Source organism: Aeromonas sp. WP2-W18-CRE-05 (assembly GCF_014168615.1).
GTDB classification, from domain to species: Bacteria; Pseudomonadota; Gammaproteobacteria; order Enterobacterales; family Aeromonadaceae; genus Aeromonas; species Aeromonas caviae.
In genome coordinates this window covers 1,423,854-1,450,751 of sequence record NZ_AP021917.1, presented here as the reverse complement: position 1 = coordinate 1,450,751, position 26,898 = coordinate 1,423,854, and the positions used below count along the sequence as shown (strand labels likewise).

The window sequence follows — 26,898 nt, the reverse complement described above, 5'->3', positions numbered from 1 at the left end:
ATTCAAACCGCATAACGACCTCACCCGGACTGGCGCAAGCCAATCCGGGCATAGCCATTTATGCCGTCAACAAGGAGTCGTCATGAAAGCAAAAGCCAAATACGGCCAAGCCCTGCGGCTGGCCTCTACTACCCACTTAACCCGCGAGCAGTGGCTCGCTATCCGCAAGCTCGGCATTGGTTCTTCCGATGCTGCTGTGGCAGTAGGCCTCTCCCCCTACAAATGTCCGCTCAGCCTGTGGCTGGAGAAGACCGGCCGTAAAGAACCGGAGGATATCTCCCACAAGGAAGCGGTGCTGTGGGGCATTGAGCTGGAGCCGGTGCTGGCGCAGGTCTACGCCAAACGCACCGGCTATAAGGTGCGCCGGGTCAATGCGGTGCTGCAACACCCCGAACAACCCTTCATGCTCGCCAACCTCGACCGGGAGGTAGTCGGCCATCCCGATGGGCCGGGCATTCTGGAGATCAAGACCGCCAGCTATCACAGCGCCCCCCAGTGGGAGGAAGGAGTGCCGGTGGCTTACCAGTGTCAGGTACTCCATCAACTGGCCGTCACCGGCCATGTCTGGGCCGAAGTGGCTGTGCTGATCGGTGGCCAGGATTTTCGGATTTACCGCATCGAGCGCGATGAGGAGAAGATCCAGGATCTCACCGAACGGGAAGCGCAGTTCTGGCAGATGGTGCAACAAGACCAGCAGCCCGAGCCTGACGGCTCCAGTGATGCTGCCAATGCCCTGAGCTGGCTCTTCCCCCGTGACGATGGGCAGACGCTGGATCTCTCCGATTCTCCCGAGTTCAACCAGCTGTTTGGCGAGCTACTGCGCTTGCGTCAGCAAAAGGAAGCGGTCGAGCTACAGGAGTCGCAACTCAAGCAGCGGCTGCAAGCCACTTTGGGTGAAGCGACAGCCGGGTTGTTTGCCGATGGCAAGATCACCTGGAAGCGCAGCCAAGATCGGCTGGCGCCGGATCTCGATAAGCTCGGTCAGGCTCATCCCGACTTGCTTACCCGTTACGTCAAACCGGTGCCCGGCGTGCGCCGTTTCACCATTCAACCCTTGAGGCAAACACCATGATCAAAGGACTGGCGATTACCCCGCCCGTGATAGGGCGGATCTGCATCGGCAAGCTGGTGCAAAAACAAGATAAGTGGGTGCCGGAGAAGGACGACAGCTTCACCCTCACCACTCAGGTACAACAAAAAGGGGGATGGTTGCTCCATCCCCTGCATCAACACTACTCATCACAAAAGAGTGGTCAAGGGCAGGAGCAAACCAAGATCCGCGCCATTCCGGTGCGGGTGTTGTTCAACGACAGCGACTTGAATCTGCGGGCGGAATACAGCGCCTTTGATCGGCAGACTGGCAGGCCGCTGTGTGTCGGGAATGGGGAGGTGGCAAGACGTGTGGGAGCACAAGGCATGGAGGAGGTCAGCTGCTCTGGACCAGAGCGCTGCGCCTTTGCAGGGCAACAGGGCTGCAAGCTGTACGGGCGACTGAACCTGTTTGTGGAGGGGCAAGGGGATGAGCTGGGCAGCTTTATCTTCCGAACCACCGGCTACAACTCGGTGCGCACTCTGTCGGCTCGACTGAAATACCTGGAGGCCGTGAGCGGTGGTCACACCCGTTATTTGCCGCTCACCCTGCGGTTGCGAGCCAAAAGCACCACCCAGTCCTACCGCACACCGGTCTACTACGTGGATTTGACCTTGCGGGAAGAGACCAACCTGACCGAGGCAATCAGACAGGCACACGAGGCCGCCCAGCGTGACCAAGAGGCGGGACTCGCCATCGACCAGATGGAGCAGGCCGCGCGCGAGTTGCTGCGTAACGGCCAGTTTGAGGATATCGATGAAGAGGTGCCGATGCTGCTGGAGGAGTTCTATCCCGAAGCTAACAGCGACGAGACAGCGAATGGTAACGCTGATGCAGTGGCGACTACCTCGCTTAACGCACCGCAAAGCCAAGCAACCAGAACACCGCAGAGGCCACAACCAAGAAGGAGCCCACTCACCAACAAATTGGGGAAAGGGAGCCCATCCCCTCCCCCAGTAACTGGCGGGTGATCAGCGGGGACGAGCCAACCGATCTACCAACCGCTCCACTGTTTCCAGCAACAGGGTTCGGTCGGCATCATCAAGCCGGGCCAATTGCTGGCTCAGCACAATACCCTGCTCGGTCGGGCGGTTACTGGTCTCACGCAGAAAGTCGGCTAGCTCACAACCAAACAGTTGAGCGAGCTCCGCCAGCCGCACCACGGTCGGCACCACAATTCCCCGCTCCATTCGAGAGACGGCCTCCATCCCGATATTGAGGTGTTCAGCCACCTGCTCCTGGGTAAACCCGGCCTGGTTACGCTGACGCCCAATAGCCTTGCCCACGTTCTTGGCTAACTGCTCAAAGTTGATATCTGTCATAAGTCCTCCAACCAACCTCTATGGTTGGATATAGACCCATTGACATGAAGAACCCTGAAGGGTGAGGATCAACCGATCAGGTTGACATTGGTGCTTTGGCAGGGAATTTCAGAACGAAAGGAAATCCATCACCCAATACTCCACAACCCTCATTTACCGCTGTGCAACCACCGCATGACAACGGGAAATGAAAAGTCATTTTTATCCATAAGGAGACATCATGAAACGTTACTTTGCTATCGCGGGCCTGCTTTTTCTGGCCCTGACCATCAACATCGCCTGGACCGGCAAAGCTCCCTGGCTTGGATTTTGGGGGCTGACCGCCACCTTCGTGTTCGGCACGCTTTTTACCGGTGTTGGCATGTGTATCGGGGAGTGGTTTCGCCGCTTTACCCACCCGGACTGGATCTCGACCAGCGGCGCAGTCGAGACCTTCAAGGCCAAAGTGTTTTGGCTTATGGGGCCGCAGGCCATCGGGGCACTGATTGGCTTTTTCGCCTTTCAGAGCTTTATGAACAATATCCTCGGCTATGCCGTGTAAGGAGTGTGGGATGCATCAATGGATAATAGCTCTACTGGGCTTGCTGCTAACGCCCGCCGTGCTGGCGTTTGGAGACCATGGCCGCTGGAACGATGGCTGGGGTCAGGGGGTAACGGAGTACTCAGCAACGGTCGATGACGCGACCTATCTCTATCTATCGTGCCGGATGGGCCAGCTTAGCCGCATCGAACTCAACCAAGCAGGCCAAGCACCGACTGAAACCGTTTGGCTACGCATCGATGGCCATACCTATCCCCCGCTATCCGGCATGGTGGCAGGGAATGACAGTAAGGCGTTCTATGACATGTGGGCCGCGCTGCGCTCAGCCAAGTCGCTGCAAGCCATCACCCAGGATGGCCGCACCGTTGAGCTGCCGGTCGCGGGTGTACAAGAGACGCTAACTGCCGCTACGGACGCGGCCTTCGACTGTGCCTTTCCGGCTCCAGAGCCTGAGCCAGCCGCCGCCCCCTTGAACTTTGAACTGCGCGCACAACAGGGCGTACTGCAGGTTGTGTCTCGTAATGACCCTGTCACGATTAAAGACATCACCATCAACCGTGGCCAGTGTCAGCTGGTTCGGGAAGTGCCGAGTGATGATTGTGTCAGCGGTCGTGTGAAATGGAGCACCTGTCTCGCCAGTAAAGACCGGTTAAAACCAGAGTACATCAAGCAAGTGTTCCCTGTTGCAATGAACTTTGGACAGCAAGCTCGGTTCACCCTCAAGTCAACACCGCTGTGCCGAGTATTGGAGGTGGTTATTCATACCGACCGGGGAAATGCCGGTTACACCTTCGAGTGAGCCCACTCCACTTCGCTATGCCCGGTCTCGTACCGGGCTTTTTGTTTTCTAAAAGGAGCAGACATGCAACCTGGTGACCATCTGGTCGTAAGCCGATGGGGCTACGACCATCACGGCCTCTACGCGGGCAATAACCAAGTTATTCACTATACCGGTCCTTTCTCGAGTGAAGGCCCGGTGACTGGGCGGATTATTGTTTCATCGTTGGAGATATTTACAGGCAATGGCGACTGCTACCTGCGTGAATACAGCCACCGTTACTACAGTCCGAGCGAAAGCCTGGCGCGAGCGCATCAACGGCTAGGAGAGCGGGCCTACAACCTGCAGTTCAACAACTGCGAGCACTTCGTGACCTGGTGTATCCAGGGTGTACACCACAGTGAGCAGGTAGACCAGGCGTGGAGTACCGTCTTGCTAGCCATCACGATTGCACAAACGCCCCTGCCGCCAATTCGCACCACCAAGCCGACTCTCCCCACACTGCTCACACCGCTGACGAACAAGCTACCAACCTGGCTTCTGCCCTGGCGACTGCGCTAACCCCAACCCTTTATTCGGAGAACACCATGACCATTCCCTTTTTCCGGGACGGCTTTGCCCTGCCCGTTGCACAAGCATTGCTGGTTCTGCTCGACCAAGAAGCCGCTAAAACCGAGCTCAATCTAGAGCGCTTAACCCAACTGACTTTCAACTTCCGCAACCCCGGCTACAGCGTCGAACAAGGAGGTGTGCATCCGGTCGAGATCCGCTTGATCCGTGGGCTCGATGGTTGGCTGTTCGATTACGTCACCGACTTCAGTTATCAAGGGCTGGGGCAGGATGCCGAGCTCTGCAAGGAGCTCGATTTCAATTTTCTAGATGGTGAACACACCATGTTGGGCTGGGGACCGCTGCGGCTGACCGAAGCGCGGGAGTTGTTCGATATCTGGCAGAGCAACTTCATTGCCTACTGCCGGTTGGAATGCTTCAGCGTCACGGTCGCAGGAGATTAGGAGGACACGATGCCCCATGAATTAGCTCTCTCCCACTACTCCCGTCAGTGGCTAGGACAAGTTGCCGCCAACGCCAAGATAACACCCACCCGCAGTGGTCAGCGCTGGCTGCTGCACCTGACACCTGGTAGCCAACAAGCTCGTACCGTCACCCTGCAAGTCCGTTGGTCCGGGGCGCAGTGGCAACTGCTCTCCCTCACCAATGCCGAGGACTGGCACATCATGAGTCAGCCGAGAGATGAGATCTGCATCGATCCCAAGCGCAATTGCTTCTGGCATTGCCAAGCAGGGCCGGTGCCGCTCACCGAGCAGCCTTGCGTACTGGCAAGCTTTTTGACCGACCTGCAGCGCATCTGCATCCATCGCGGCTATGCCGTGGCGAGCGACCCCATCCCTGACAAGGAGACCGAAGATGATTAACGCCGTGATCGCCATCGAGCTGGAGGCTTACCTTGAGCACGATGGTCAGATTGAAGTGGTGAATGACCAAGGCCAGCCGGTAGCCGGTTACGCCCTCTACCTACGCTATGAAAACGAACGGGGTGACAGACTGGCGCAATGGCTGTGCGATCACCCGGATCACCGCTGGCTAACCCAGTTCGGCACCCTAGTAGCCACCAGTTACCACATTCCGCTGCACGACTACACCCGAACACCTTGGCGGCCTGAACATTCCCAACCAAGCCTGCTGTCACACCCCATTCAGTAACCCATTAACCAACTACTTCGCCTAGCCTGCCGCGTCCAATGCGGTGGGGCGATGGCGTATGGAGCCTAACCATGTTGCATCACAAACTGATCGCCGGGGAGCAACCCGGCACCTATCGGGTCACCGACCTGCTTAACGAAGAGGAACTGTTGACCATCGCCAATCAGATTGCTCGCCAGAAACTGGCCACGGGTGTCGCAATTACCGACAAACACTTGGCTCAAAAAGCACTACAAGCAATATTACAGACCAGGGAACGAGAAGTGTTTGTCGCTCTATTTCTCGATAACCAGCACCGGTGTCTGGCTTACGAAGAGCTATTTTTGGGCACGTTAGGCGCTGCAACTATACACCCCAGAGAAGTTCTCAAAAGCGCACTCAAACATAATTCTGCAGCCGTACTACTGGCCCACAACCATCCTTCAGGCTATGCGGAACCCAGCTCAGCCGACCTGCAGATCACCGAGCAGTTAAAAGGCGTATTACAGCTGGTGGAGATACGCCTGTTAGATCACGTGATCATCACCGCACATACATGTGTGTCGCTCGCGGAGCGTGGGTGCTGTTGAGCACCATCAGACCACGGCAAGGATACTTGCCGTGGCATCCTTCAAACTTGTTTTTTTGATTGAACACAAGAGTTTTACTCGCTCACAGTTGGAACCCGCAGACAGCTGTGTGAAACTAACAGACCTATCTATTGACCACGCAGATCCCCTATTCATGACAGCCAAAGCCGACTCTTTGCGACAAAAAGTTAATGCCATCCTCACAGGAAAAAAATTACACGATCATCAACGTATCGCAGCACAAAAAACATTCGATGCACTGAGTGGTAATGTCCGAGCGGTTATCACTGCTGCTGAGATGCAAGCTGGTAAGTCTGGTGTGGCACTCGCTCTTTGTTGTTTGCAGCGTCTCTCACTGACTGATGAAGAGATCTGCGACCGAACTAAGCTCAAAGACACTCTATATTTGGTAACCATGCCTGACGTTGCATTGTTAGAGCAGGCAGAAAAAGATCTGACAGATGCCAAAAACGTTGTTGTGAGTAACTTCATTCGATTCGACCAAGATTTAGAGCGAAGTTTTAAAGGCAATCCGCCCAAACTGATCCTGATCGACGAGTGCCACTATGGCTCAAATGCAGCAGCTATTCGGTACTGCAAGGTTTTTGATTACCTCGAAAAAGAGAATAAAGATTGCAAAGTAGTGTTTATCTCTGCGACGCCATTTGGGGCTCTCTATGCGGCAGAGACTGAATATGATGTTGCCAAGCACGAAGAAGAAATAGCAAAACATAATCACAGAGAAAAAGAGGCTATCGAAGCTGCAGAAGCAGCCGAAGAGGCAGCTCGCAACTCAATTTTACGGCGTGATTTTAATACCAAATTGGTATTCCATCGCACCAGTAACGAGTACTACGGTGTTCGGGAAATGCTGCGTTACAATAAAGTCACAGGATTGGATTCTGACTCGAGGAATATTCTTGATGACTCGCCTGCTAAAGAAAAACTACTGAACTTACTTGAACAACATGAAGGTGCTGGATGGGTATTGGTCAGGGTGCCGCCAGGTGCCGCCATGGAGGCAAAAAATGGTTTTATTCAAGCAGGATTTGCAGATCAGAATGTTCATATTCTTGGCAAAGATCTCAGTGGTGTCCCAGAAGATCAATTAACTACCATTGAGCGATTTAAAAAAGAGTTCGATGAATGCATCGACTTTGACGAAAAGCTCATTGCTATTACTGTAGCAGGCTGTCGCGCAGGGATTAATTTTGGTCAAGATATGAAACAGCGGCTAATTGCCACCTGGGATAGTACAGTAACCAGTGTCGCAGCAGTGGTACAAGCTAACATTGGCAGAGCCTGTGGGTACCATGACAATCGAGAAGCACATCACTTCACAAGTCTTAATGCGGCACAAGCCTATGGGGCAATCCTGGATTACCTTGATAAAAATACCAGTGAACACGCCGCCTCTGATTTTGATGGTCTCAAAGAATTTTTTGAAGATGTATGCCAAGAGTTTAATGTCAATGGTTTGGATGTCGGATTAACCGTCAAAAACAAGCGGCGTCGACCCATAGGTGATGTTGAAACATACATGACCGATAGCTACGTTGCCGTGCCAGCCAAGCTGCTTGATCCTGATTACGACTTCACACAGCATACCGAGGATAAATTAATCCTGCAGGCCATAGCATTGCTACGTGAAGAGCTACTCAGAGATTCTGGTCCTTCGGTAAAGTCTTCTCGTGCCATGCGTGGCGCCAAGAAAAATTGGATAAAAGCTCATTGGGTCAATGGCGACTCCTATGATAACAAGGAAAAAGCACGTAAAGAGGGTACGATGAAAGAACGGACCCTAAATTTTACGCAAAAAGTTGCTCAGCAAGAGCCTATAGAATTCAATACTATTGTCATGCCTGGCTCTGGTGAATACACAGAGCAAAAGCTCGTTACAGCAACCATTTTCAGTATTTATAACATGTCCCGACGCAATAATGTCAGCAAATGGGTCATGACTGAAGATGATGTTCACGAAATGTGTGATCATTTTGGTATAGAACACGATGACACAATGTTCGTACTCTATAAGCGTGGGGAATATAATGCCGAGGCAAGCCGTATGAAAGCTGCCGCCAATGAACTGCCAGAAAATGAAACAATCATCCATGATGAATCACAATTTTCTGAGCAACAGCGCAACGTTTCAGTGAGTTAAAAAATCACATGAACAATCAGGTAACACGGCATAGAGAAAAAGTTGAATCAGTACTATCTGGTAATACCTTCTCACATCAGATAAATGCGGCGCAGCGTGCTTTTCGTCATTTCGATAATGGTTCAAGAGCTGTCGTTATCGCGGCAGAGATGCAATCAGGAAAGTCTGGTATTGCCTTAGCACTTAGTTGTCTGCAGCGGAATTCATTATCTGACAGTGATTTATGTGATCGTCGCAAGTTAAAAGATACCTTGTACTTGGTCACGATGGCTGACCTTGCGCTGTTAGAGCAGGCCAAATCTGATTTCGCTGCATGCCCTAACATGGTCGTGAGTAATTTCACAAATTTCCGGCTTACTCTGGCATCCGAGTTTAAGCATCAACTGCCACGATTGATCATCATTGATGAGTGCCATTACGGCACTCATCAAGATGGCGTCCGCTACAGTGATGTATTCAATTACCTTGATAGTGAAAATAGTGCTTGTAAGATTGCATTTATCTCTGCAACTCCTTTTAGCGCTCTCTATGCCGCTGGCGCTGACTCAATTCTAAAACATCAGTACCACACTCAACTGGTATTTCACAAAACAAGCTCCGACTACCACGGTATTCGGAGCATGCACAAGCATCATCAGATCGTGAAGCTCGATCCGACACAGCGAGATTTTTGCCAAGACTCGCTATTGCGAAGACGATTCATCAGACAATTTCTTGAACATCAAGGCCCAGGTTGGAGCCTCGTTAGGGTACAAAGTGGCGCAGCTGCTTCAGTGAAGGCCATTCTGCTTGAGCAAGGGATTGCAGAAGACCAGATTTTTATTATTGGCCAAAAGCTAGCTGGTGTCGAAGAACATGAAATTAGCTCGATTCAAGACTTCAAATACGCTTATGATGGCGCCAGCCTCTTTGATGATAAACTCATTGCTATTACAGTTGCCGGCTTTCGAGCAGGCATAAACTTCGGCTCAAAAATGAAAGAGGAGTTAATTAACAGCTGGGATAGCACCATCTCAAATATAGCGGCAATCGTCCAGGCAAATATTGGTCGAGCATGTGGCTACCATAACAACACCAAGGCAATCCATTATACTAACCTTGATGCGGTTGGTGCATATAGTGAATTACTTGATCATCTTGAGTCTCAATCTGAACACTGTGACTTTTCAGCCTTACATGCTCAGTTTGAACATATCTGCCAACGTTATGATGTCGCAGGTTTTGACCGTGGCCTCACCATTAGCAGTAGTGTCGGGCACTCCGTAAAAACCACTATCCAGCCAGACCAGTTTATCTATTTAACTGAGCGTTATCGCATAGTCCCCGCGAAACTGCATGAGATTGAGCCAGACTTTAGCGGCTACAAACTCGATAACGATGAATTAGAAGCTATCAGACTGATTCGAGATGAGTATCTTAAAGACGGTGGACCGTTTATAAAAAGTGGTCGGGCTTTGCGAGGGGAACATCAGAACTGGATCAAGGCACAGTGGGTCAATGGCGCCACCTACAATGACTTTACCGATAGTTGTGCCAAAGCACGAACTTTATCATTTATTAAAACCCTTGATCAGGGTAAGCCATTAATATTTAACCAGGTCGTCAATCCTGGTGGTGGTGAGAGCACAGATAGCAAGCGATTGATGGCGACCATTTTCAGCGTGTACAACTTATCACGGCAACAGAGTGCCTATAAACGCACTATGGATGAAGATGACCTTATTGAATTATCTGCGGCCCTAGAGATTGACTATGATGATACCATCATCGTTTTGTTTACACGTGGAGAGATGCAGTCTGCTGTAAATGGTGAAGTAAATATCTCGACAAGCAGAATCCAAGAACATTCAATTTTCAAAAGTTGACTGTATCGTCTGGCCATGTTCGTTATGTAGATGGCCAGTCCCACATCATATCAACATAATACTTACTCCGTAACCAAGAGAGATCATCCTCCCAATCACTCACTGCACGTCGCATATCAGCCTTGGTTTTTCTTTTCGCATTTCTAACCAAGGATGCGATCATGTACAGGATCTTTAGCTACAACCAATTGAAATAGATAGAAAAAAGGCTTCGTTTGTGATCTGATTTAATCGCAAAAAAAAACCGACACGCCCGAAGCCATGACTATTATCAATGCAACCCAGTACCTCAAGCAACTTCTTAGCTCTTCTGAACTCAACCGGATCGGTAAATTTACCGGTTTTTGTCAGCGACTCCGGGATATCCAGCCTGCGAGACTACTCCCGGCTCTGCTCTCAGGGCTTGGTTGCGACAAGGTGGATGGTATTGCTGGTTTGCATCGCCATTTCAATGCGTTGCAGCTCCATGATACTGACCAAATAGCGTATAAACCCTTTCACAACCAGTTACGCAAGCAGGGTTTTCCCTTGTTCATGCGCGCACTGGTTGAACGAGCCATCGCCTTACGCCTCAAGGAGTGTCTACCGGACGCCCACGGACTGGCAGGCTTTGAGCAGGTACTGCTGCAGGACGGGTCGTCATTCGCGTTACATCCGCAATTGGCAGAACATTTCCCGGGCCGATTCAATAAGCACAGCCCCGCTGCGGTAGAGTGTCATATGACCATGTCCTTGCTGGACCAGTCGCCGATATCGATGAGTATCACGGCGGATACCGAATCGGAGCGCAAGCATCTTCCGGCCGCAAATTCGTTAAATAACAAACTGTTATTGGCGGATGCCGGTTACATCAGCCGCGAGTACTTTGCTGATGTGACCAAAGCCAAAGGAAGCTATCTGGTCAGAGGGAGTCAAAATCTCAATCCCAAAGTACAGGCAGCTTACCGACAGGACGGCAGGGAAATGCCCAAGTTACTCGGAAAAAAGCTCAAGGATATCGATCGGAGAAGCTGCAGAGCCGAGGTTCTGGATCTGGATGTGAGTTCGGGAAAGTATAAATATCGACTCATAAGACGTTGGTTTGCAGAGGAAAAACGGTTCTGTATATGGATGACCAATCTTCCGCGTGAGCGATGGCCAGCCGAGAAGGTGATGGCATTGTATCGTTGCCGTTGGCAGATCGAACTGTTGTTCAAAGAGCTGAAATCACATAACCGGTTGAAGGCGTTCGCGACACGACAAAAAGCGATAGCGGAAGGCTTGATCTGGGCTAGTTTGCTGGCCTTGCTGGTCAAACGTCGGCTGGCGCTGACGCTGATTGGCAGCGCGGAGTTATCGATGCTGAAGATTGCCAAAAACAGCGCGCTTTGGTTAATGCCGATATTGGCGAGCATCATCCATGGTGCGTGGCAGGAAATAACAGAGAAGTTGGAGTGGGCAATGGTGTATTTATCCAAAAACGGCAAAAAGAGTAGGCAGAGAAAATCCAAGCAAAACAACACGTTAGACGGTATTATTAATTCGCTTGCCGCTTAAGGTTCTGTACATGAGGATGCGATAGTATATGCAACCTTATACAATCGTTGTGATGATTTAGGGGGGCCCCATTCATTCATATAAAGTTGGCTTTCGACTAATGGTAATTCACTATTATAGACTTCACTTAAAATATTTTGCCGTTGATTTTTAAATAGTCCCTTATCACCAACTCGATATCCAACTGCTTGTAAAATACCAATCTTAGGCCAGTTGATTTCCGTCAATGAATGATTGGATGTGAAAACAGTGGTTGTGGGCCAGGCAAATTTTTCGGCATTGTTCGCTCTAAGGAGCGTTAATGTTTCACGTCGCGTTGTTTTAGTTTTAGGCTTTCTATCATGAGTCCCCCATACAATTGGTGTGGCATTCAATTTTTTGAATAGATAATCCCGATGATAATAAATTCGAATATAATCTTCCATGCTCGCTGATGATTCCATTCTTGAGTACGGCCACCCCTCTGCAGGGGAAATGACCAAAGAGCATTCATCCTGCTCCGCATGCACAGGCTGTTGCACCCGACGCGCGGCAGCAACAATATCCCAGACACTTCGCGACCTAGTCGGTGCTCGATGTCGGACAAGATTGGCTAATCTAACGACTTTTTTATCTTTTCTTATTTTCTTTGTAGTGGTCAACTAAATCCGGACACTTGGTTAGGCCGATCCTCGGCTTTTGCTGGCGCGCTCCCGTCATTGTGTTGATGTGGACGCCGCCAGTTGTAGTAATCCATCAGGTAATAGCTGATATCCCGCTTCGCCTCCCGCAGGTTCATATATCCCGTTGTCGGGAGCCACTCTGTCTTCAGACTCCTGAACAACCGCTCCATCGGTGCATTATCCCAACAGTTGCCACGCCGACTCATGCTCTGGGTCATGCGATGGCGCCACAGCCGCTGCCGAAATGCCCGGCTGCCATATTGGCTGCCTTGGTCGGAGTGAAACAGCACACCTGATGGGCAACCCCGCTGCTGATAGGCCATCTCGAGCGCTTTTATTACCAGCTCTGCATCAGGCTTGTCAGACATCGCCCAGCCCACGACTCGGCGGGCATAAAGGTCGAGCACCACCGCCAGATAATTCCAACGACCACCTGCCCAGACGTAGGTGATATCGCCACACCACACCTGATTGGGCTGCTGGACATCAAATTCACGGGCCAGCAGATTGGGAATATCCGGTCGTTCAGACCGGGCGACCTGATAGCGATGAGCGCCCGGTTGCTTGGATACCAGACCGACCTCCTTCATCAGACTGCGCACTTTGAATCGGCCAATCTGATGCCCCAGCTCTCGCATCATCGACATCAAGGCGCGGCTGCCCGCTGAGTTCCGGCTCTCTTTGAACAAACGGCGCAACTCGCTGCGTTGCTGCATCCGCTCACGGTTAATCGTCCGCTTGCGGGCCAGATAGTCGTAAAAACAGGATGTTGGAACATCGAAAGCACAGCAGACCAGAGTGATAGGGGCTTGCTCTCTTAATCGGTCTATCAGCGCGTACGTTTGAACTCGTCCGTCATCAAGAGAGCCGTAGCCTTTTTTAGAATGTCCTTTTCGCGCTCGAGCCGGTTGATGCGGGCTTCCAGCTCCTGGATTTTCTGCTGCTCCGGGGTCAGCGCCTTGCCGATTGGGGTGGTGCCGGTTCGTTCGGATTGAAGCTGCTGAACCCATCGGCGAAGTATGGTTTCACCGACATCCAGTGAACGGCTGGCTTCGGGGACAGAGTATCCCTGGTCGAGTACCAGGGATGCGGCTTCGAGTTTGAATTCAGCAGTAAATGAGCGACGTAATCTTGTCATTGAACACCTCAAGTCATGGTGGCGACTGTACCACCTAAAATGGTGTCCGGGATGATTAGACCACTACACTTCGCCATCTCAATAAAGGGAGTTGTACTCACAACTCCCACCTTTATCTCTGTTACTTAGAAACCATCAGCTCTGGCGTTAAACATTCTTGCAGACTTACACCACCGTGATTGTAGTAATCCCCTGCCTGGAACAAACTGATCCCGGGGGCCATCACTACTCGTACTGCGGGGTTCCAATGCCAGGGGCATTGCAGGTAGTCACTCTGGCCATTACCTTTCAAAATGGCGCAGCGTGGCGTGCGCAGTTCTGCCATGTGTTTGGTCAGCTCTGCTTTAGGTAGCTTCTCTGGGCTCCATAACCAGCCATGGTCGGTCACCACATGTACTCTGGTCCAACCGGCATCCAATAGACTCACAATCCGCTCAACCACCCCCTTTAAGGCATGATCGATAAATCTCGGCAGGCTCTGCTGACGCTCGTGCCCAAGATTATCCAGGTCACCACACTGCACCCAAGCCTTACCTTGTTCTGGCTCACCACAGTCGTGCCCTTCCAGATATTGCCAACCCGCTTGGGCTAACCCTTTCTTGAAATGATGGCTCGAGAAATCAGCCCCACTGTCGGCAAATTGCGGGACAAATTTATCGCTTTCCAGATCACCGGTTAATAAAGGGCTAAGGGGGGTCACTGCCGCTTTCGCTGTCGCCGTCAGACTAGGGAGTGCGCTCCAGCGGGTTTTCAAGCTGGCATGTAGGTTAGCCTGCGCCAAAAGATGCATAAGACGATGGCCCATATCAAGACGCAACCCATCGACAAAAAAGAGTACGGTACTGGCCCCCTGGTATGCTCCGACCGGCTCTTGCACCCCCTGGCCACCCGGATAACCCTGGCTCTTCACCAAGTGCTGGAAGTGCAGGGTCACAGCTTCCAACCAAGGGGTATAGAGTTTGCCAAGCAGCGCGGCGGCTACCTGCTCCATAGCGCTATCGCTCGCCAAGGCCATCACTTGCAGGGCAAGATCATCGGTCTGCCATACCTTCTCCTGGTAATAGCTGGCCATGGTCTCGATATCCGGCCCACCCAGTGGCTGTCGTGTCAGTTCACTCAGCTGGCTTAACGGATCAAGCAACATCGCCCAGGGTGAGAGCCCGAGCCCAGCCCACAACCACTCACGCCGGGCTGCATGCTCAACGTTAAGCGACGCCAGGTGGGTACGAATGGTTGCTACCTCCTCGTTAACCAAGGTGGTGAGCGTCTGCGCCAGCCGTTGCTCTTCATGCTCATTGCAAAAGGGGTAGCGGGCTGGCTCAGAGAGCAATTCGCTGGGCTGCACCTGATGCAGTGCCTTAATCAATGAAGAGTGGTGTGCGGCGGTGTCGCTAAAACGCTCCCACACCGCTTGCCAGGGTCCCTGTGCATCGCACAGCAGCGGCAACAACGACGAGATCTCAGCATTGGCAGGGTCAACACCAAACGCATCTTGGCTCTGACCACAGAAGTGCTGCCAGCGGTTGCTCTGCTGCCACTCCTTTTGGATGGCCTCAGGCTCATTGAGCCAAGCCAGCATATTGCGGATTGGGTCGCCCCCCGCCAACGCATAGAGATCGCTAGTTTCTAACCGTTTGCCCTGCAAACTAACGGCCTGGGCTTCAAGCAGATCAGGCAACACCTCTAGCAACGCTTGCTGAGTTTTACCATCTTTGGCGACATCAAGCTGCAACCCCACTTTGGGATTACTTAAAAAAGAGCCCACGCTCCAATCCCGACCTGCAGTGTTATAGGCCCACCAGCAGCCGCGATACTGCAACTCGGCAAGGGGTTGCAGGGCAAGCGAACATTGGTCGATGGCACGCAGATCTTTGCGACTGACGCCGGGCAGATAGAGGATCGGGATGGCATCAGCAGACAGGGATTGCTCTGGTGCAGTACCTGCAATCATGCACTTTAGCCAAATTGCGGGACCGGTGCGCTCGGTGGGTCGATACTCCCCCAGCTCGAGTAGCTCGGGTAGATAGCGCTTAATAATCGGCATGGCTGCTTGCCACTGCCGGGTTTCATCGGTCCAGAGCACCACTGCGGGCGGTACCTGCACCTGAGAGTTATAACGCGCGCTGTCGCGCAATTGAGTAACCAGATAGTCGATAACTTGCATGTAATTCTCGATTCTGTTTCGCGTCTTAAGGCTTAAGCCAACCCTTGGCGGATCAGCTCGCCATGAACAAAGGGAGAGTGGCGTTGTAAAAAAGCGAGCGAACAGTCATTTTTCAAGTAGTTGTCATAATGCCGGGCGCGCATCTGATTATGCTCCGGGCTATCGAGCTTGAGACGGGTAATAGTTGCCGCAGCATCCGCTGCATGAACGGTTCCGGCAGGATAGCGCGAATGGTTGACCGCAATCTCGCCATTGGCAAAGTTGATGATAAAGGTCTCAGGGGCCAACCCGATGGGGTCTAGCACATCATCAAACTTATTCTTATTGCGGTTCGGCCCAAGGGCGCTTAGACGGTAGTTATCCCACTCATAGGCATCACCGGCATTCTGTGATTTGGCCACAAAGTGGTCAGTTGAGGCCGCGCCAATCACCCACTCAAAATAGATTGCCAGATAGGCGCAAACACCATTGTAGGTATCCCACAACTGCTTGTTAGAGTGTGTCCAATAGTTGGGCAACTTGGATGCATCCGGCGGTGGGGCATTGAGCGCTATGCCATGAGTGGCTAACCAATCGCGCCCCGGCTGGCGCACTCTGGCATCAAAATCGGCAGGCTCAGGTTGCAATTGCACCGGGATCATAACGGCCAGCCCTTCTTATCGCAGATGGCACGCCAGCGAAACAGAAACTCATCGGTCGGCTTTAACGCGAGCAGCAATTTCTGATACATGGTAGCGAGCGCCTGGGGATCTGGAGCCGCTTGCCCCAAGAGCGCCGAAGCCTGCTTGATCAACTGTTCGTACTCTTTGGGTCGCCCACTGGGTAAGTCAAAGGCGTCACTGGTTAGCCAACTGGTGACATCCCCCTGCTTCTCAAAAGCTCGCCGGGTGAGCGTCACCTCGCCTTGGGCCAAATCCAGGTCAAACCAGGCATCTTGGCGGGCATCAAACAGCGGCTCGACCGAGGCCATCACCAAGGGGGAATGGGTCGCGGTGATCAACTGCACCTTGGCCTGTTTATCAAGCAACCCCATGACGCTTAGCAAGGTGGGCACTATGCTGCGCTGCCAGCTGGGGTGCAGGTGAGATTCAATCTCGTCGATCAAGAAGGTGATCTGGGGGGTCACCGGTTCACCCAATTGCTTGGCCGCCTGCTGGTGCTCTTGCCAGGCCCACACCAACAGATATGCTAGGGCTAAAATACGCCGCATCCCTGATGAGGCGTGTACCACGGGCACATCTTTTTGGTACGGCATCCGGATGGTCGGGATATCCCGCGCATCATCCAGGCTGATCCGGGTCAGCTCCCCCAGGGTCAGGATCTCTTCAGGAGAAGGGGAGAGCGCCTTAAGCACCGCTTTCAGGTGTTTAAATGCCGCCCCTTTCTCTTTTTGCCAGCTGGCCAGATCGCGAATAAGGCCATTACACAACCAACTGCCATCGCCGCTGGCCAGGCCATCCCATACTTCACTGGGGCTTAAGACATAGGCGGGCAGACGCTCTTGAATATCGAGCTCTCCCTGGGTGCGCCAGTAGTTACGGTGCGGATCCCACAGCGCGAAACTCCCGTCAGCCATGGCATAGAGCACCAGGCCAGGGTTGGCAGGCCGCCCGGGGCGGCCGGTCCAGCTCTGTTCACGGCGGGCGAAGGTACTCTGGTACTCTTCACGTTTACTCTTGGCGGTAAATGAAAAGCTGATGCTCGCCTCCCCAACCTCACTGGGCAGGGCTTTACGCCCTGTGGTGAGCTTAGGGTTGATCTCAGCTGGCCAGCGGCGAGTCAGCGCCCACCAGGCGATATCCAGCAAAAAGCTCTTACCCAAGCCATTATCGCCGGTGAGCAGATTAAGCCGCTGGCCAAAGGCCAGCGACAAGGTAGGGGCAGGGCCAACATTGACCGTCTTGAGCGTATCGATCATAGGGCTTCCATCATTCGGGTTGGTTTGCTCTGGCGGCGCGTTTGTCTGCTAGCGACAAGTGGTGATCGTTAATGCGCGCCCCCTCTTTTTCGCCATATTGCAGGCCCAGAGTGTACCAAGGGGCTGAGGCGACGTCGTTACCGCGATCCTTGTTCCAATTGATATTCGGCTTAAAGCGCAGGATACCGGCGCCTTTTTTGCCGACATCGGCCGCTTTGAGGAAGGGGCGGATATTGAGGCGCACACCATCGTTAAGGTCCGGTTCCCAACCGATGGGTTGTTCGGCCAGGGGTTTCCAGCGTACAAAGATATCGAGCCCCTTTTCACCGGCCAAGATGGCCTCGAGGCGCTGTTGCAGGTTTTTGGCGGCGGTCAGGCGCTCTTCGGCGCCATCGCGCGCTTCTTTTACCCCCTGCTCCTGAATACGGATCCAGTCACCCAGGTAGGTGTAGATCAGGCGCTCTAAGCCGGAGCGATCGAGCTTGTGGTAGTTGACCAGGGCGGAGAAGCCATCTTTTAGGCCGTCCCAGATATGCCAGATAAAGGGTCTATGTTGGAACAGTTTGCAGTGCTGCTCGAAGAACTTGTCGCGCAGCCACAGCTCCAGGCTCTTGCTGCCCACGGCGGTCAGCAGCTTATCCAGGGCACCGTTTTTCCAGTCATCCTCATAGGCTGCCACCAACAATTTTTCCAATCGGGTATGGCCCGGGGCTTCACCGCGCACAGCTGGGAGGCAGACGATACCATCTTCATCGGCAAACATGTTGAGCCTGGCAACCTCTTCGACCAGCTGGCGCTGCTCATCGGCCAGCTCCATCGCCTCGTCCAGCTCGGCAGGCCACTGATAACCCAGTAAGCGCGCTACCGCTACCTGCAGTACAGTCTCATCAAAGCGCACCGGCCCCTCTTTGGTCCATTTGCTGGCGTCGTCCCACACTACTGAGGCGCAGGGGTGGCCATGGAAGATCCATTGGGTGGGGTCATTGGTATGCGGTTTGGGTAAACCTTGGGGGTAAGTTTCAGCAGCTTTCTGAGTCCAAAAGTGTTCATCAAAGGGAACCGCTAAAAATGTATTGTTTGACGGTTTGAGTGATTGATCAATTAGTCTGACTTCATCATAGAACTTTTCACTAGATAAATAGCACCATAGTGCAGATATTTGACCATCAACATTGGGTACAACAACGCATGCGTTGTGATCATAAAATTCACCGCCATAAATAGATACAGGTATTTTATTCATTTGAGATATAATAATCCCTTTTTTTCCTCTTGCCTCTGTACCTGATTTCCACCCACCAAGTCTTCCTACCTCTTTTAAGGCCATCGCATGCCTAAAATATTTTCCGCTGCCATCCTCCCATAAAAGCAGTCTTTGGTAACCACTAAATAAGTTAGTGTCAGATGTTGTTCCGCGTAAACCTACCCATTTAATATTTCCTGGCGTTTGCTCCCAAAAAAAGCAGGTAAACTGCGGATCATCACTAGTAGCTAAGCCTTGAACAGAGATTGCATGACCTGTCAGTAATGAAGAAACATCCATTTCTTCAAATGCAATTCTTGCATCTGGATTTTTTAATTGACGTGATTGCATTACAGACTTTAAATTATCGAATCTTATTTTCCTTTCTTTCTCTAGCGCTGTTTTTGATCCTGAAACATCTACCCCACATAGCAATGCCTCCTTAAATGCTATACCTTTGCTAAGTGTAATTAAAATTGCTTGTACCACCTCCCCTGAAATGGTTTCAAAGGCTCTGGAACCTAAACGAGCCAAGATATTCCACGTCTGTTCAGATAGCATTTTTTCGCGGAATTTCTTATAACCGGCTAAAAATAACCAGTTTTGTGGCAAGACGATGGTTGAACTACCGCCCTTCAGATTAAAATCGAGGCAGCGCTCCAAAAAAACGGTGGCCAGATCAGTTTTCGCCTCGGTGTAATAATTCTCACAAAAGTCTCTAAGGCTGTCACACTGCTTACTCCGAGCAAGATAAGGCACATTGGTAGCCACCAGATGGTAGCCCCCAGCCAACAGTTTGGCCGCTAGGGCCAAGCCTTGGGCAGCGACACTGGCATCTTTACTTTCATCATCACTTTGGGCTTGGGCATCGAGCAGTTGCTGCCAGGGGGCCGGAGCACCTTGAGCCTTGCCTTCATAGTGGGCACGCTTGATATCGATAAGGCTACCGAGCACAGGGGCATCGCTAAACTGACGCATCAGCCAAGCAAGGGCGGGCTCGAGTTCTGGATTTTGCTTGGCAAGCTGTTGCCACTCATTGCTGGCGGCCAGCACATCTTGCCCCGAGCAAGCGAGCTGCAAGGCAGGCAGTGGCCGATAACCACCGGCATTGGGGAAGCGCCAGGCTTCGAGCGCCAGGGCAAAGGCGGCGATCTCGATACAGCGGCCATCTAGCTCCAGGCCATGCAGGTTTTGTGTGATCACCCGCTCGATGGCGGTATTGGCATCACATCCTTCCAGCTGCATGCGCATCGGCACCAGCATCAAAAAGAGGGCCACTAGGAAGTGACCGGAGCCGCAGCAAGGGTCGAGGGTTTTTAGCTCGCTGATATCTTCAGGCCAGGCGTCGTACCAGCCACCAGCCGGTTGCCAGAGATCACCCTGAGTATCCGTCACTTTAACAAAGCGCAGGTAAGTAAGCGGCACACCTGGGATGGCTGCGCGCTCACGCAATTCCTGTTCATCGCTGGCATGACGCAGGTGATCATCGGTGAGACGACGTTTGGCCCACCAGGCACCCAGGGCGTTATCCAAGAGGAACGAGACCATATAGGGTTCGGTAAAGAGCTGGGTGACCGGGCTGAGCTCATCAGCCCCGATGGGCACGCCGGATTTGTTGACTTCGTCCTTGCGCTTGCTCTGCCAGAACTGATAGCACCAACCCAGGCTGTCTTGCGCCTCAAACACTGCCGGTGACAGGGCCATGATCAAGCCTTCGAGGGTGCGCTGATGGTTGATGGGCAGGCGTACTGCCAGCACCGGAGACTCTACCCTAAACACTTGGGGCAACATCTTGGCAGCTAAGCGCCCTGCCAACTCCCAGGCGCTGGCGCAATCTGTCTCTTCTTCTAACAGCTCTGCGCACTCATCCAGGGTGACTGGGGTATAAGCGTCATACATCAACAGGTCGTTTTGCTCGAGAAAACGTGCAAACAGCATGCGGTGCCACTGCTCGTAGGCCATCTCGGCCAGCAGGTGAGCGGTCTCTTGCTTGCCATTATCGTGAAGCGGGTCGCCCAGTTGGCGAGCGTGGGCCCGCAGGCGGTTGCGCAGCTTGCGCTGAGCGTCGTTTAGAAAGGCGGGCACTGTGGCATCAGCCACCCCTAAGCGCTCAATCTCTTCCCGACAGGCGGTTTCAACTACCTCACGGGCGGCAAGGACGGTGCTTTCCAGCTGGGTTCTGAGGGTCTTATCCAGGGCTTGTCTCATGGTGTTAGCTCGATATGTGGAAGATGGGTGACCCCATGTTCCTTAAATAGAATGCGGGGATTCGGTTAAACAGCGCAGCGGCCAACGTGCCGCTGCGCTCTAAATATTGGTTATCTTGGGTTTGCGTTGCTCACTAGCTGACGCGCACCGGGTTACCTTGGGCCAGTTCGCTGCGCACCTGATCTTCTACCTGGGCCAGCCAGGCTTTTAGATCTTGTTCTGATTCAATCAGCGGCTTGGGCAGAGAAATATGGCGGACTTTGGGTTTAAGCTGCGTCACTGCATCATTGAGTGCCTTGGCAAAGTAAGAGGGCAAGGCGGCAATGCGATCGTTCCACCCCTGCCAGGAGCAGTTATCCAGGCTCTGTTGCACCTCTTGCAAGCTACCCAGTTTGAGTGCTGGCAACTTAGCAATGCCGTGCTTGGTGAGCAGTTGGCTCTGCTGATCGCCAGTGAGCTTGGCCCAACTGGGGTCACTGTCGAGTTCGCGGTAGCAGGCCTGGTACTCCTGCTCATAGCGGTCACAGTGCGCCATGATGGTGTTACGCAATGCGTCTATGGCTTTGTTGAGTAGCGGCTGCACCGGGGAAGGGCTTTGCAACAGGGTACGACCGGCACGCAGGGCCTCGCACTCTTGATTCAGCTCGCCAGAGACCGCCAGTTCACGGCAGTAGGGCAGCAGACCTTGCAGGTTGTCCCACTGCTCTTTGCGCTCGGCCACCAGCTCAAGCTGCGCTTTCCAGCTCTCGAATTCGGCTTGTAGCGCCTCTTTGCCTTCAAAAGCGGCGAGCAGTTGATCATTGCCCGAGAGCATTAGCAGCTCATCGAGTCGCTGGGTTGAGGGGGGCAGTGGCAAGGGGGCATCCCCCCCCAGACGACGAGCCAGCGCTTTGGCCTGTTGTAATGCGTCGGCAAGCTTGCTGCTCTCTTCCCCGGCGTTACAACTCACCCCCAAGCTGTTGATCAGGCTGCGCACCTTGATTAGCTGCACCTTGCTGATGGTGGCCGTTTCGGGACGGAACTGGGTCGGGCCGACCTGGGCGCGCTCCAGGCTACGCGCATCAGTGGCATTGAGTTTGGCATCGCTGGCTTTAAGTACGCCAGCTGCCAACATGGCAAAGAGTGCGCCATCAATTGCGTCGCGGGACCAGCCGTAAGGGGCTTTACCAAAGTGTTCGCGCACTTCACTACCGGTTTTCATCACCCCGATAAACCTTTTGATTTCACGGCAGACCGGGAGGTTTTGTGCCTCACCCTGGTGGCCAATCGCCTCTAGCGCATCGGCATCCCCCTGGCTGGCACGGGTGTAAACCTTGGCCCACTCCTTGTGATCTGCCATATCGAAGTTGCGATAGAGGCGCACGCAGGCCGTTTCGGCCCCAGCTTGCAGTTGCGCCACCAAGGTATCTCCCCCCACTTCACTGCCACCAGAGAGGCGCAGCCACATCATCCCTTCCATCTCAGCGGTCAAGCGTTTGACCTCTGCTTCGGCATTGCGCTGGCTCGACATCATGGCGGCACGGGCCTCTTTACCCGCTTCGGTCATCACCGCATTTTGTTTGACGTCCAGGGTCATGGTGGCCGCCTGCTTCTCAACGATGGCTGCGTTAAGCTTGCTCTTACCCTCTGAGGGGATATAAAGATAAAGGGTGCCATTATCTGCGCTATCTGCGCGCGCCAAATCTTGCAATTGCCGCTCCGGTAATCCCGGTGCCCAGACGTAGAGCTTCTCTTGTGCATCGTTGGGCAACTCATCATCGAACGCAACATTCAGGGTGCGCCCCTCTGCCACCTGGCCTTGGGTAAGGCGCACTTGGCTGACCAACTTGCGCACTATGGTGTGCACCAGTTGATTGCGCAGGCCATCGAGTCGTGCTGGATCGGCACGGAGCTCCGCTTGCTGCTGGCGATACATGTCATACCAAGCCTGGCTCTCGGCCGTTTGCAGGCGATACTCAACGCCACTTGCAGACTGCACTGCCATGATCAGCGAGGCCTTTTCCAACACCTGCAGCGCCGCATTGACTCGTGGCCGCAGGTCGTGCTTCTCATTCTCCAAATCTTCGATCAGCAAGTCAGCCAGGGTTTCTGCACTGGCGTGAATGCCGTAGTCAATTTCGCTCGGCAATTTGCTGATCATCAGGATGAGGGAGAGGATCCGCCCCTGCAGGACCTCTTCAGGCGAGCCATCTTTGAGCTTGCCAATCTCGGCATAGATCTCTTGCCCCACTACTCCGCTATTGACCAGATCGTTGACGATTTGATCGTAAATAAAATCGGCCGGGATCAGACAGCCAAGCGCCTTTTCGGCCCCGTAACGGGTTGCCTCATGAGTGATACGCAGTTGATTACGCAGCTGTGAGCCGGTGCCGGTTTTATCCAGCGCGGGCAGCAACTTTTCCCAGAAACGGCGACGCACCGGCAGCAATGGATAGTCGGCCACCATCCACTGTTCGTCATCCCGTTGATGTTCAAACTTAGAGCCCCGCAGATGGCGGCTGATCTCGCCCAGGTTTTTCTGGATCAGATCCTCGACAGCCCCCTTGGCACTCTCTTTTTTCTGCAGGATCACTTTGCGGATCACTGCATCCACATCGGTATCGGCCAGTTGCACTGTGACCACAAAGCGGCCCATCAGGCGTTGCAGGTTAGGGGTGTCACTTAGCGCACTTTGCCCTGTGGCAACAAACAGCAGGCGTGATTTAAAGCGGCTCGCCTTGCAGCAGGTTTCAATTACCTCTTGCACATCAAAGGCGCGGTCTTCATCTCCGCCCACATACTGCTGCACCTCATCAAGCACGATCAGCGTGAGCGGCAGCTGACCATTACGTTCCAGGGCATCCATGACCGCATCGACCATCTCGTCGTTGGTGATGTCTTTGACCTCTGGGAACTGTGCACGCAGTACCTTGGACATGTCTGGGGCGTTGGTGGCCAAATCACTGAAATGGTGCAACAGTGCCTGAGCCATCACAGGAGAGACGTAGAGATTACGCAGCTCTCTTTGCCAAGGATCTTGATCTGCAACTGCTTTGCCATGCAGCCTGACATACTGTTGCACGGCATCGAGCACCCCTTGGGATTTCAACCACATCACAAAGCGGGCTAGATGGTATTGCTCTGGCAACCCTACCGACTTGAAGATGATAGAGAGAAACGCCAGGCGCACGTTGCCACGCTTGCCCGCGCCCAGGGTACCCGAAGCGGCATGCAAACCCTGGTATTGTTGGGAGAGCAGTGACAGCTTGGCAAATTGCTCGCGAATGCCTGCAGGGAGATCGGCCAGGCTCAAGGGATCGGCACCATCAGAGAAGCGTTGATTGGTCCAGAAGGTGCGCAACATCTTGGCCAAGTGAGATTTACCCGATCCGTAGAAACCGCTGATCCAGACCCCTGACTGCTCAACCTTGGCGTCTAGCTTGCTCAGATAGGCCGCCAGAATTTTCTGCATGCCCGCCTCATAGGCGCCATCACAGACAAAGGTTTTAAGCTCATAACGCAGGGTAGCGAAGGACTCGGCACTCTGATCATCGTTGACGACGGCCACACCGTTGTTGGCCAACTCAGATTGCAACGGATCGTTACTGTAAATCTCTCTATTTAGCATCCCGTAATTCCTTGTTGTTATTCGTTATGGTGACAGATGGCGGTGGCGTGATATCCCCACCCATCCTTGGCATCTAACAGACTAAAGTTGTTGTCGTGATACTCGCCGGGGAAGAAGACCACCAGCTTGCCTTTTACCACTGGAGAGAGCGCCTTCACCAACCCAGAAACAGAGGCAAAACCAAACAGCGTGCCAGTGCCCAGCAGGGCCACTACATCGTTGCTCCCCAGGGTTTTATCGACTTCCTCTTTCAGACGCTCGGCCAGCTCTTCGGCAAAAAATTCATAACTGCCCACTAGCAGCTCCGGCTCGGCGAAATAGGCGTCTGCATAGTCGTGTTCCCCCATCCACTTGGGGAAGGCATCTGTGATATCCAACAACTGCCAGCAGTGACCATGCTGCTCAACGGCCAGTTGAAATTCAGTGACCCGAGCCCGCAGCTTTAACTCATCTTCTTTGTGGTACACCACAAAGACAGCGCGCTCTTCGGCAGATAGCACCGAGCGCCAAGGCACCGAGATATAAGTGGTAAAACGCTTAATCAGTTTTGAGAGGCGATCACCCATGCTCTCGTTCTCCTCAAGATGCTGGCGCTATTGGCCAGAGGGGGAAGCGGATTTCGACAATGCCACTAGCCTGCTTGTAGCTAATTACGCCATGCAGCGATGCCATGTAGGCCAGCTCATATCCCTCTGCCGGATCCAGGCTTAGCAGTTGAAACCATGGAGTCTGAAACAACCCTTGTCCGGCACGCCCTTCACAGTGACCGAGAAAGAGTGCAAATGCCGCATTGACATAGGTCACGACCGGACTGGTTCTCACCTTTTTGTATTTGCCTTGCAGGAACCCGGCGTGCGTCCAACTGCCGTTGATATTCTGGGCAAACGAGCGCAGGGAAGCCGGGCTGAAACGGTTAGGGTCGGGGGCGGCTAAAACGTGTTCCACCTGTTCACGTTCCAGTATGTCTCCCAACGGGGTCGTACTAATCAACGACTGGGTCTGCCTTAATAACGGGTCCCTGGCCAGCGCAAGTTGCAAGGTCAACAGAGGTTGAGCCTCTTCACTTCGCTCCCATAGCTGGCGAAACACGTGAAACAAAGGGATATCCGGGGAGATACCATACAGATCGACCAGGTGGCGGAACGTCAACTTGCGGGCATTGTCGCTGCTTTTATGCAGCACATTGTAAAGCTCGATATCTTGCTGATAGTCATGCCGGGTTGCCTGCTCAGGGCGACCATCCAGCAGCGTTTTTAGCTCGCTATACATCAAGCTTCTAGCCGAGTGGGCCCCATTTTTACCAAATTTAAAGCCCAGCTTAACCAGGTGTTCTTCGCTACTCATAAATGCTCTATTGACCCTAACGGCGCTCAGTTCATGCTATCAAAGGAGCGTCATTCTACCCCTCAGAGGGCGATTGCTCTATGAAGCCAGGTCACCAAAACTCAAGATTTATGTCAATTGGACAAGATAAGCGCATATTTGGCAGCCGTTTGTGCTCTCTGAGCTTTCACGACCAGGTATATTTGATGGGGTTTGAAGCTCCCCGCTTGCGAAACTCATCGGGCAGCCTCTTGCCGACATACATGGCTTTGATCTCCTCAGACGCCTCATGGCCAACAAAGCCATAACGTCCTTCAATGGTCTCTTTACCTGGAAAATGTTCAGCTGTTGCGTCAATCCACTGCTGCGCAATAAATGCACCGACAATCAGCCCCTGCACCGTGGCTAAAATCACATCTGCTTGGCAGGCCTTATCTTTATTAAGACGCCAAGCAAAGCGGGTTGCGTCATAAAGTGACCGCTCTAATGCGCTACGGTTAACACTGATCAACAGCGCCTTATGGTGGAATTCGGCAGTTGGAGCACAGTACTTTTGGATGATCTCGGTTGAGTGCATGGCACCAAATTCACTATTGCCATGCCCATCCATGATATTGGTGATCCCCGGATAGGCATCAACCAGCGCCGCTTCGACCTCAAAGGCCGTTTTTTCGTTCATACCGTGCCGATGAATAACATGCACCACATCCAGCCCTGCAAGATGGATGGCGCGAATTCGCTCCAATTTTTCCGATACAGCGTCATCCTCAACACTGCCTTGGACATGAGCAAAGACCCGGTTGCCCTTCCCCTTGCCGATATAAAATGTTTCGCCATTGCGTGGATCAATCAGCCGGTAAACGTAGTACTGCAGTTTACTGACAACTTCAGGGGGGAACGATTCTAACGTTTGGACATGCATGTTCAGGTTATTGCTCTCTCGTGCAAGCTGCATAACACAGCCATTATTTTAAAGGCTATTTGCATTCTAGGGTTGGAATACATCCATTCTAACCCTAGATTCTTAGTCGGACAAAAAGGTGCTTCTGGT

23 protein-coding genes are annotated in these 26,898 nt (G+C 52.9%); 12 read left to right on the top strand and 11 right to left on the bottom strand.

All coding sequences use genetic code 11. The features are described 5' to 3' along the window. Positions 1–82: 82 nt before the first annotated feature. Complete coding sequence (locus H7R73_RS07035) at positions 83–1,072, top strand: YqaJ viral recombinase family nuclease (protein ID WP_182951591.1); 990 nt, start codon at positions 83–85, stop codon at positions 1,070–1,072. Then, positions 1,069–2,061: a recombination directionality factor gene (locus H7R73_RS07030; RefSeq protein ID WP_182951590.1), complete on the top strand. Its 993-nt coding sequence runs from the start codon at positions 1,069–1,071 to the stop codon at positions 2,059–2,061. The genes H7R73_RS07035 and H7R73_RS07030 overlap by 4 nt, the downstream gene beginning before the upstream one ends. On the opposite strand, the gene H7R73_RS07025 is transcribed toward H7R73_RS07030, so the two are convergent. Next, a complete protein-coding gene (locus H7R73_RS07025; RefSeq protein ID WP_043133797.1) occupies positions 2,062–2,412 on the bottom strand; it encodes a helix-turn-helix domain-containing protein in 351 nt (116 codons plus the stop codon). A gap of 220 nt (positions 2,413–2,632) precedes the next feature. Here H7R73_RS07025 and H7R73_RS07020 point away from each other — a divergent pair, with 220 nt between their 5' ends. From H7R73_RS07020 to H7R73_RS06975, 10 genes are all read left to right on the top strand, one after another. Beyond that, the gene (locus H7R73_RS07020) at positions 2,633–2,953 is read left to right on the top strand and encodes a hypothetical protein (protein ID WP_182951589.1); all 321 of its coding nucleotides are present in this window, start codon (positions 2,633–2,635) and stop codon (positions 2,951–2,953) included. A gap of 10 nt (positions 2,954–2,963) precedes the next feature. Then, complete coding sequence (locus H7R73_RS07015; RefSeq protein ID WP_182951588.1) at positions 2,964–3,752, top strand: hypothetical protein; 789 nt, start codon at positions 2,964–2,966, stop codon at positions 3,750–3,752. A gap of 63 nt (positions 3,753–3,815) precedes the next feature. Next, a complete protein-coding gene (locus H7R73_RS07010; RefSeq protein WP_182951587.1) occupies positions 3,816–4,292 on the top strand; it encodes a lecithin retinol acyltransferase family protein in 477 nt (158 codons plus the stop codon). 26 nt (positions 4,293–4,318) lie between these two features. Next, on the top strand, positions 4,319–4,744 hold the full coding sequence (locus tag H7R73_RS07005; RefSeq protein WP_182951586.1) for a DUF2787 domain-containing protein: 426 nt from the start codon (positions 4,319–4,321) through the stop codon (positions 4,742–4,744). A gap of 9 nt (positions 4,745–4,753) precedes the next feature. Then, positions 4,754–5,164 (top strand): hypothetical protein, encoded by a 411-nt coding sequence (locus H7R73_RS07000; RefSeq protein ID WP_123173868.1) that lies wholly within the window; start codon positions 4,754–4,756, stop codon positions 5,162–5,164. Beyond that, the gene (locus tag H7R73_RS06995; RefSeq protein WP_123173869.1) at positions 5,157–5,453 is read left to right on the top strand and encodes a hypothetical protein; all 297 of its coding nucleotides are present in this window, start codon (positions 5,157–5,159) and stop codon (positions 5,451–5,453) included. Before H7R73_RS07000 ends, H7R73_RS06995 begins: the two co-directional genes overlap by 8 nt. A gap of 71 nt (positions 5,454–5,524) precedes the next feature. Further along, entirely contained in the window at positions 5,525–6,022 is a 498-nt protein-coding gene (gene radC, locus H7R73_RS06990) for a RadC family protein (RefSeq protein ID WP_114523250.1), read from the top strand. Between the two features lie 31 nt (positions 6,023–6,053). Continuing rightward, positions 6,054–8,183: a DEAD/DEAH box helicase family protein gene (locus tag H7R73_RS06985; protein WP_232092747.1), complete on the top strand. Its 2,130-nt coding sequence runs from the start codon at positions 6,054–6,056 to the stop codon at positions 8,181–8,183. Between the two features lie 8 nt (positions 8,184–8,191). Then, a complete protein-coding gene (locus H7R73_RS06980; protein WP_182951585.1) occupies positions 8,192–10,048 on the top strand; it encodes a DEAD/DEAH box helicase family protein in 1,857 nt (618 codons plus the stop codon). A 261-nt stretch (positions 10,049–10,309) separates the two neighbouring features. Beyond that, entirely contained in the window at positions 10,310–11,584 is a 1,275-nt protein-coding gene (locus H7R73_RS06975) for an IS4-like element ISApu2 family transposase (protein ID WP_011191341.1), read from the top strand. Here the strand turns inward: H7R73_RS06975 and H7R73_RS06970 are convergent. The 10 genes from H7R73_RS06970 to H7R73_RS06925 form a co-directional block, all read right to left on the bottom strand. Continuing rightward, the gene (locus H7R73_RS06970) at positions 11,581–12,009 is read right to left on the bottom strand and encodes a hypothetical protein (protein ID WP_182951584.1); all 429 of its coding nucleotides are present in this window, start codon (positions 12,007–12,009) and stop codon (positions 11,581–11,583) included. The genes H7R73_RS06975 and H7R73_RS06970 overlap by 4 nt on opposite strands. A gap of 212 nt (positions 12,010–12,221) precedes the next feature. Continuing rightward, positions 12,222–13,384 (bottom strand): IS3 family transposase gene (locus H7R73_RS06965; RefSeq protein WP_103259777.1). Its coding sequence is split into 2 segments (ribosomal slippage): positions 12,222–13,129 and positions 13,129–13,384, totalling 1,164 coding nucleotides; the frame shifts between segments, so codons are not numbered across the junction. A 121-nt stretch (positions 13,385–13,505) separates the two neighbouring features. Further along, positions 13,506–15,548, bottom strand: a complete 2,043-nt coding sequence (gene pglZ / locus H7R73_RS06960; protein ID WP_182951583.1) for a BREX-1 system phosphatase PglZ type B — start codon at positions 15,546–15,548, stop codon at positions 13,506–13,508. 32 nt (positions 15,549–15,580) lie between these two features. Then, positions 15,581–16,189, bottom strand: a complete 609-nt coding sequence (locus H7R73_RS06955) for a hypothetical protein (RefSeq protein WP_182951582.1) — start codon at positions 16,187–16,189, stop codon at positions 15,581–15,583. Further along, a complete protein-coding gene (locus H7R73_RS06950) occupies positions 16,186–17,466 on the bottom strand; it encodes an AAA family ATPase (RefSeq protein ID WP_182951581.1) in 1,281 nt (426 codons plus the stop codon). The genes H7R73_RS06955 and H7R73_RS06950 overlap by 4 nt, the downstream gene beginning before the upstream one ends. Positions 17,467–17,476: 10 nt before the next feature. After that, on the bottom strand, positions 17,477–20,917 hold the full coding sequence (locus tag H7R73_RS06945; RefSeq protein WP_182951580.1) for an Eco57I restriction-modification methylase domain-containing protein: 3,441 nt from the start codon (positions 20,915–20,917) through the stop codon (positions 17,477–17,479). A gap of 133 nt (positions 20,918–21,050) precedes the next feature. Then, complete coding sequence (gene brxC / locus H7R73_RS06940; RefSeq protein ID WP_182951579.1) at positions 21,051–24,524, bottom strand: BREX system P-loop protein BrxC; 3,474 nt, start codon at positions 24,522–24,524, stop codon at positions 21,051–21,053. Between the two features lie 17 nt (positions 24,525–24,541). Then, positions 24,542–25,090 (bottom strand): BREX protein BrxB domain-containing protein, encoded by a 549-nt coding sequence (locus H7R73_RS06935; protein ID WP_182951578.1) that lies wholly within the window; start codon positions 25,088–25,090, stop codon positions 24,542–24,544. Positions 25,091–25,103: 13 nt separating this feature from the next. Continuing rightward, positions 25,104–25,868 (bottom strand): hypothetical protein, encoded by a 765-nt coding sequence (locus H7R73_RS06930; RefSeq protein WP_182951577.1) that lies wholly within the window; start codon positions 25,866–25,868, stop codon positions 25,104–25,106. A 166-nt stretch (positions 25,869–26,034) separates the two neighbouring features. Continuing rightward, on the bottom strand, positions 26,035–26,802 hold the full coding sequence (locus tag H7R73_RS06925) for an LEM-3-like GIY-YIG domain-containing protein (protein ID WP_232092746.1): 768 nt from the start codon (positions 26,800–26,802) through the stop codon (positions 26,035–26,037). Positions 26,803–26,898: the final 96 nt, after the last annotated feature.

Excerpts from the sequence above, each read along its gene's own strand:
- H7R73_RS07035 (WP_182951591.1), top strand. The coding sequence starts at position 83 with ATGAAAGCAAAAGCCAAATACGGCCAAGCCCTGCGGCTGGCCTCTACT.
- H7R73_RS07030 (WP_182951590.1), top strand. The coding sequence starts at position 1,069 with ATGATCAAAGGACTGGCGATTACCCCGCCCGTGATAGGGCGGATCTGC.
- H7R73_RS07025 (WP_043133797.1), bottom strand. The coding sequence starts at position 2,412 with ATGACAGATATCAACTTTGAGCAGTTAGCCAAGAACGTGGGCAAGGCT.
- H7R73_RS07020 (WP_182951589.1), top strand. The coding sequence starts at position 2,633 with ATGAAACGTTACTTTGCTATCGCGGGCCTGCTTTTTCTGGCCCTGACC.
- H7R73_RS07015 (WP_182951588.1), top strand. The coding sequence starts at position 2,964 with ATGCATCAATGGATAATAGCTCTACTGGGCTTGCTGCTAACGCCCGCC.
- H7R73_RS07010 (WP_182951587.1), top strand. The coding sequence starts at position 3,816 with ATGCAACCTGGTGACCATCTGGTCGTAAGCCGATGGGGCTACGACCAT.
- H7R73_RS07005 (WP_182951586.1), top strand. The coding sequence starts at position 4,319 with ATGACCATTCCCTTTTTCCGGGACGGCTTTGCCCTGCCCGTTGCACAA.
- H7R73_RS07000 (WP_123173868.1), top strand. The coding sequence starts at position 4,754 with ATGCCCCATGAATTAGCTCTCTCCCACTACTCCCGTCAGTGGCTAGGA.
- H7R73_RS06995 (WP_123173869.1), top strand. The coding sequence starts at position 5,157 with ATGATTAACGCCGTGATCGCCATCGAGCTGGAGGCTTACCTTGAGCAC.
- radC (WP_114523250.1), top strand. The coding sequence starts at position 5,525 with ATGTTGCATCACAAACTGATCGCCGGGGAGCAACCCGGCACCTATCGG.
- H7R73_RS06980 (WP_182951585.1), top strand. The coding sequence starts at position 8,192 with ATGAACAATCAGGTAACACGGCATAGAGAAAAAGTTGAATCAGTACTA.
- H7R73_RS06975 (WP_011191341.1), top strand. The coding sequence starts at position 10,310 with ATGACTATTATCAATGCAACCCAGTACCTCAAGCAACTTCTTAGCTCT.
- H7R73_RS06970 (WP_182951584.1), bottom strand. The coding sequence starts at position 12,009 with ATGGAAGATTATATTCGAATTTATTATCATCGGGATTATCTATTCAAA.
- pglZ (WP_182951583.1), bottom strand. The coding sequence starts at position 15,548 with ATGCAAGTTATCGACTATCTGGTTACTCAATTGCGCGACAGCGCGCGT.
- H7R73_RS06955 (WP_182951582.1), bottom strand. The coding sequence starts at position 16,189 with ATGATCCCGGTGCAATTGCAACCTGAGCCTGCCGATTTTGATGCCAGA.
- H7R73_RS06950 (WP_182951581.1), bottom strand. The coding sequence starts at position 17,466 with ATGATCGATACGCTCAAGACGGTCAATGTTGGCCCTGCCCCTACCTTG.
- H7R73_RS06945 (WP_182951580.1), bottom strand. The coding sequence starts at position 20,917 with ATGAGACAAGCCCTGGATAAGACCCTCAGAACCCAGCTGGAAAGCACC.
- brxC (WP_182951579.1), bottom strand. The coding sequence starts at position 24,524 with ATGCTAAATAGAGAGATTTACAGTAACGATCCGTTGCAATCTGAGTTG.
- H7R73_RS06935 (WP_182951578.1), bottom strand. The coding sequence starts at position 25,090 with ATGGGTGATCGCCTCTCAAAACTGATTAAGCGTTTTACCACTTATATC.
- H7R73_RS06930 (WP_182951577.1), bottom strand. The coding sequence starts at position 25,868 with ATGAGTAGCGAAGAACACCTGGTTAAGCTGGGCTTTAAATTTGGTAAA.
- H7R73_RS06925 (WP_232092746.1), bottom strand. The coding sequence starts at position 26,802 with ATGCAGCTTGCACGAGAGAGCAATAACCTGAACATGCATGTCCAAACG.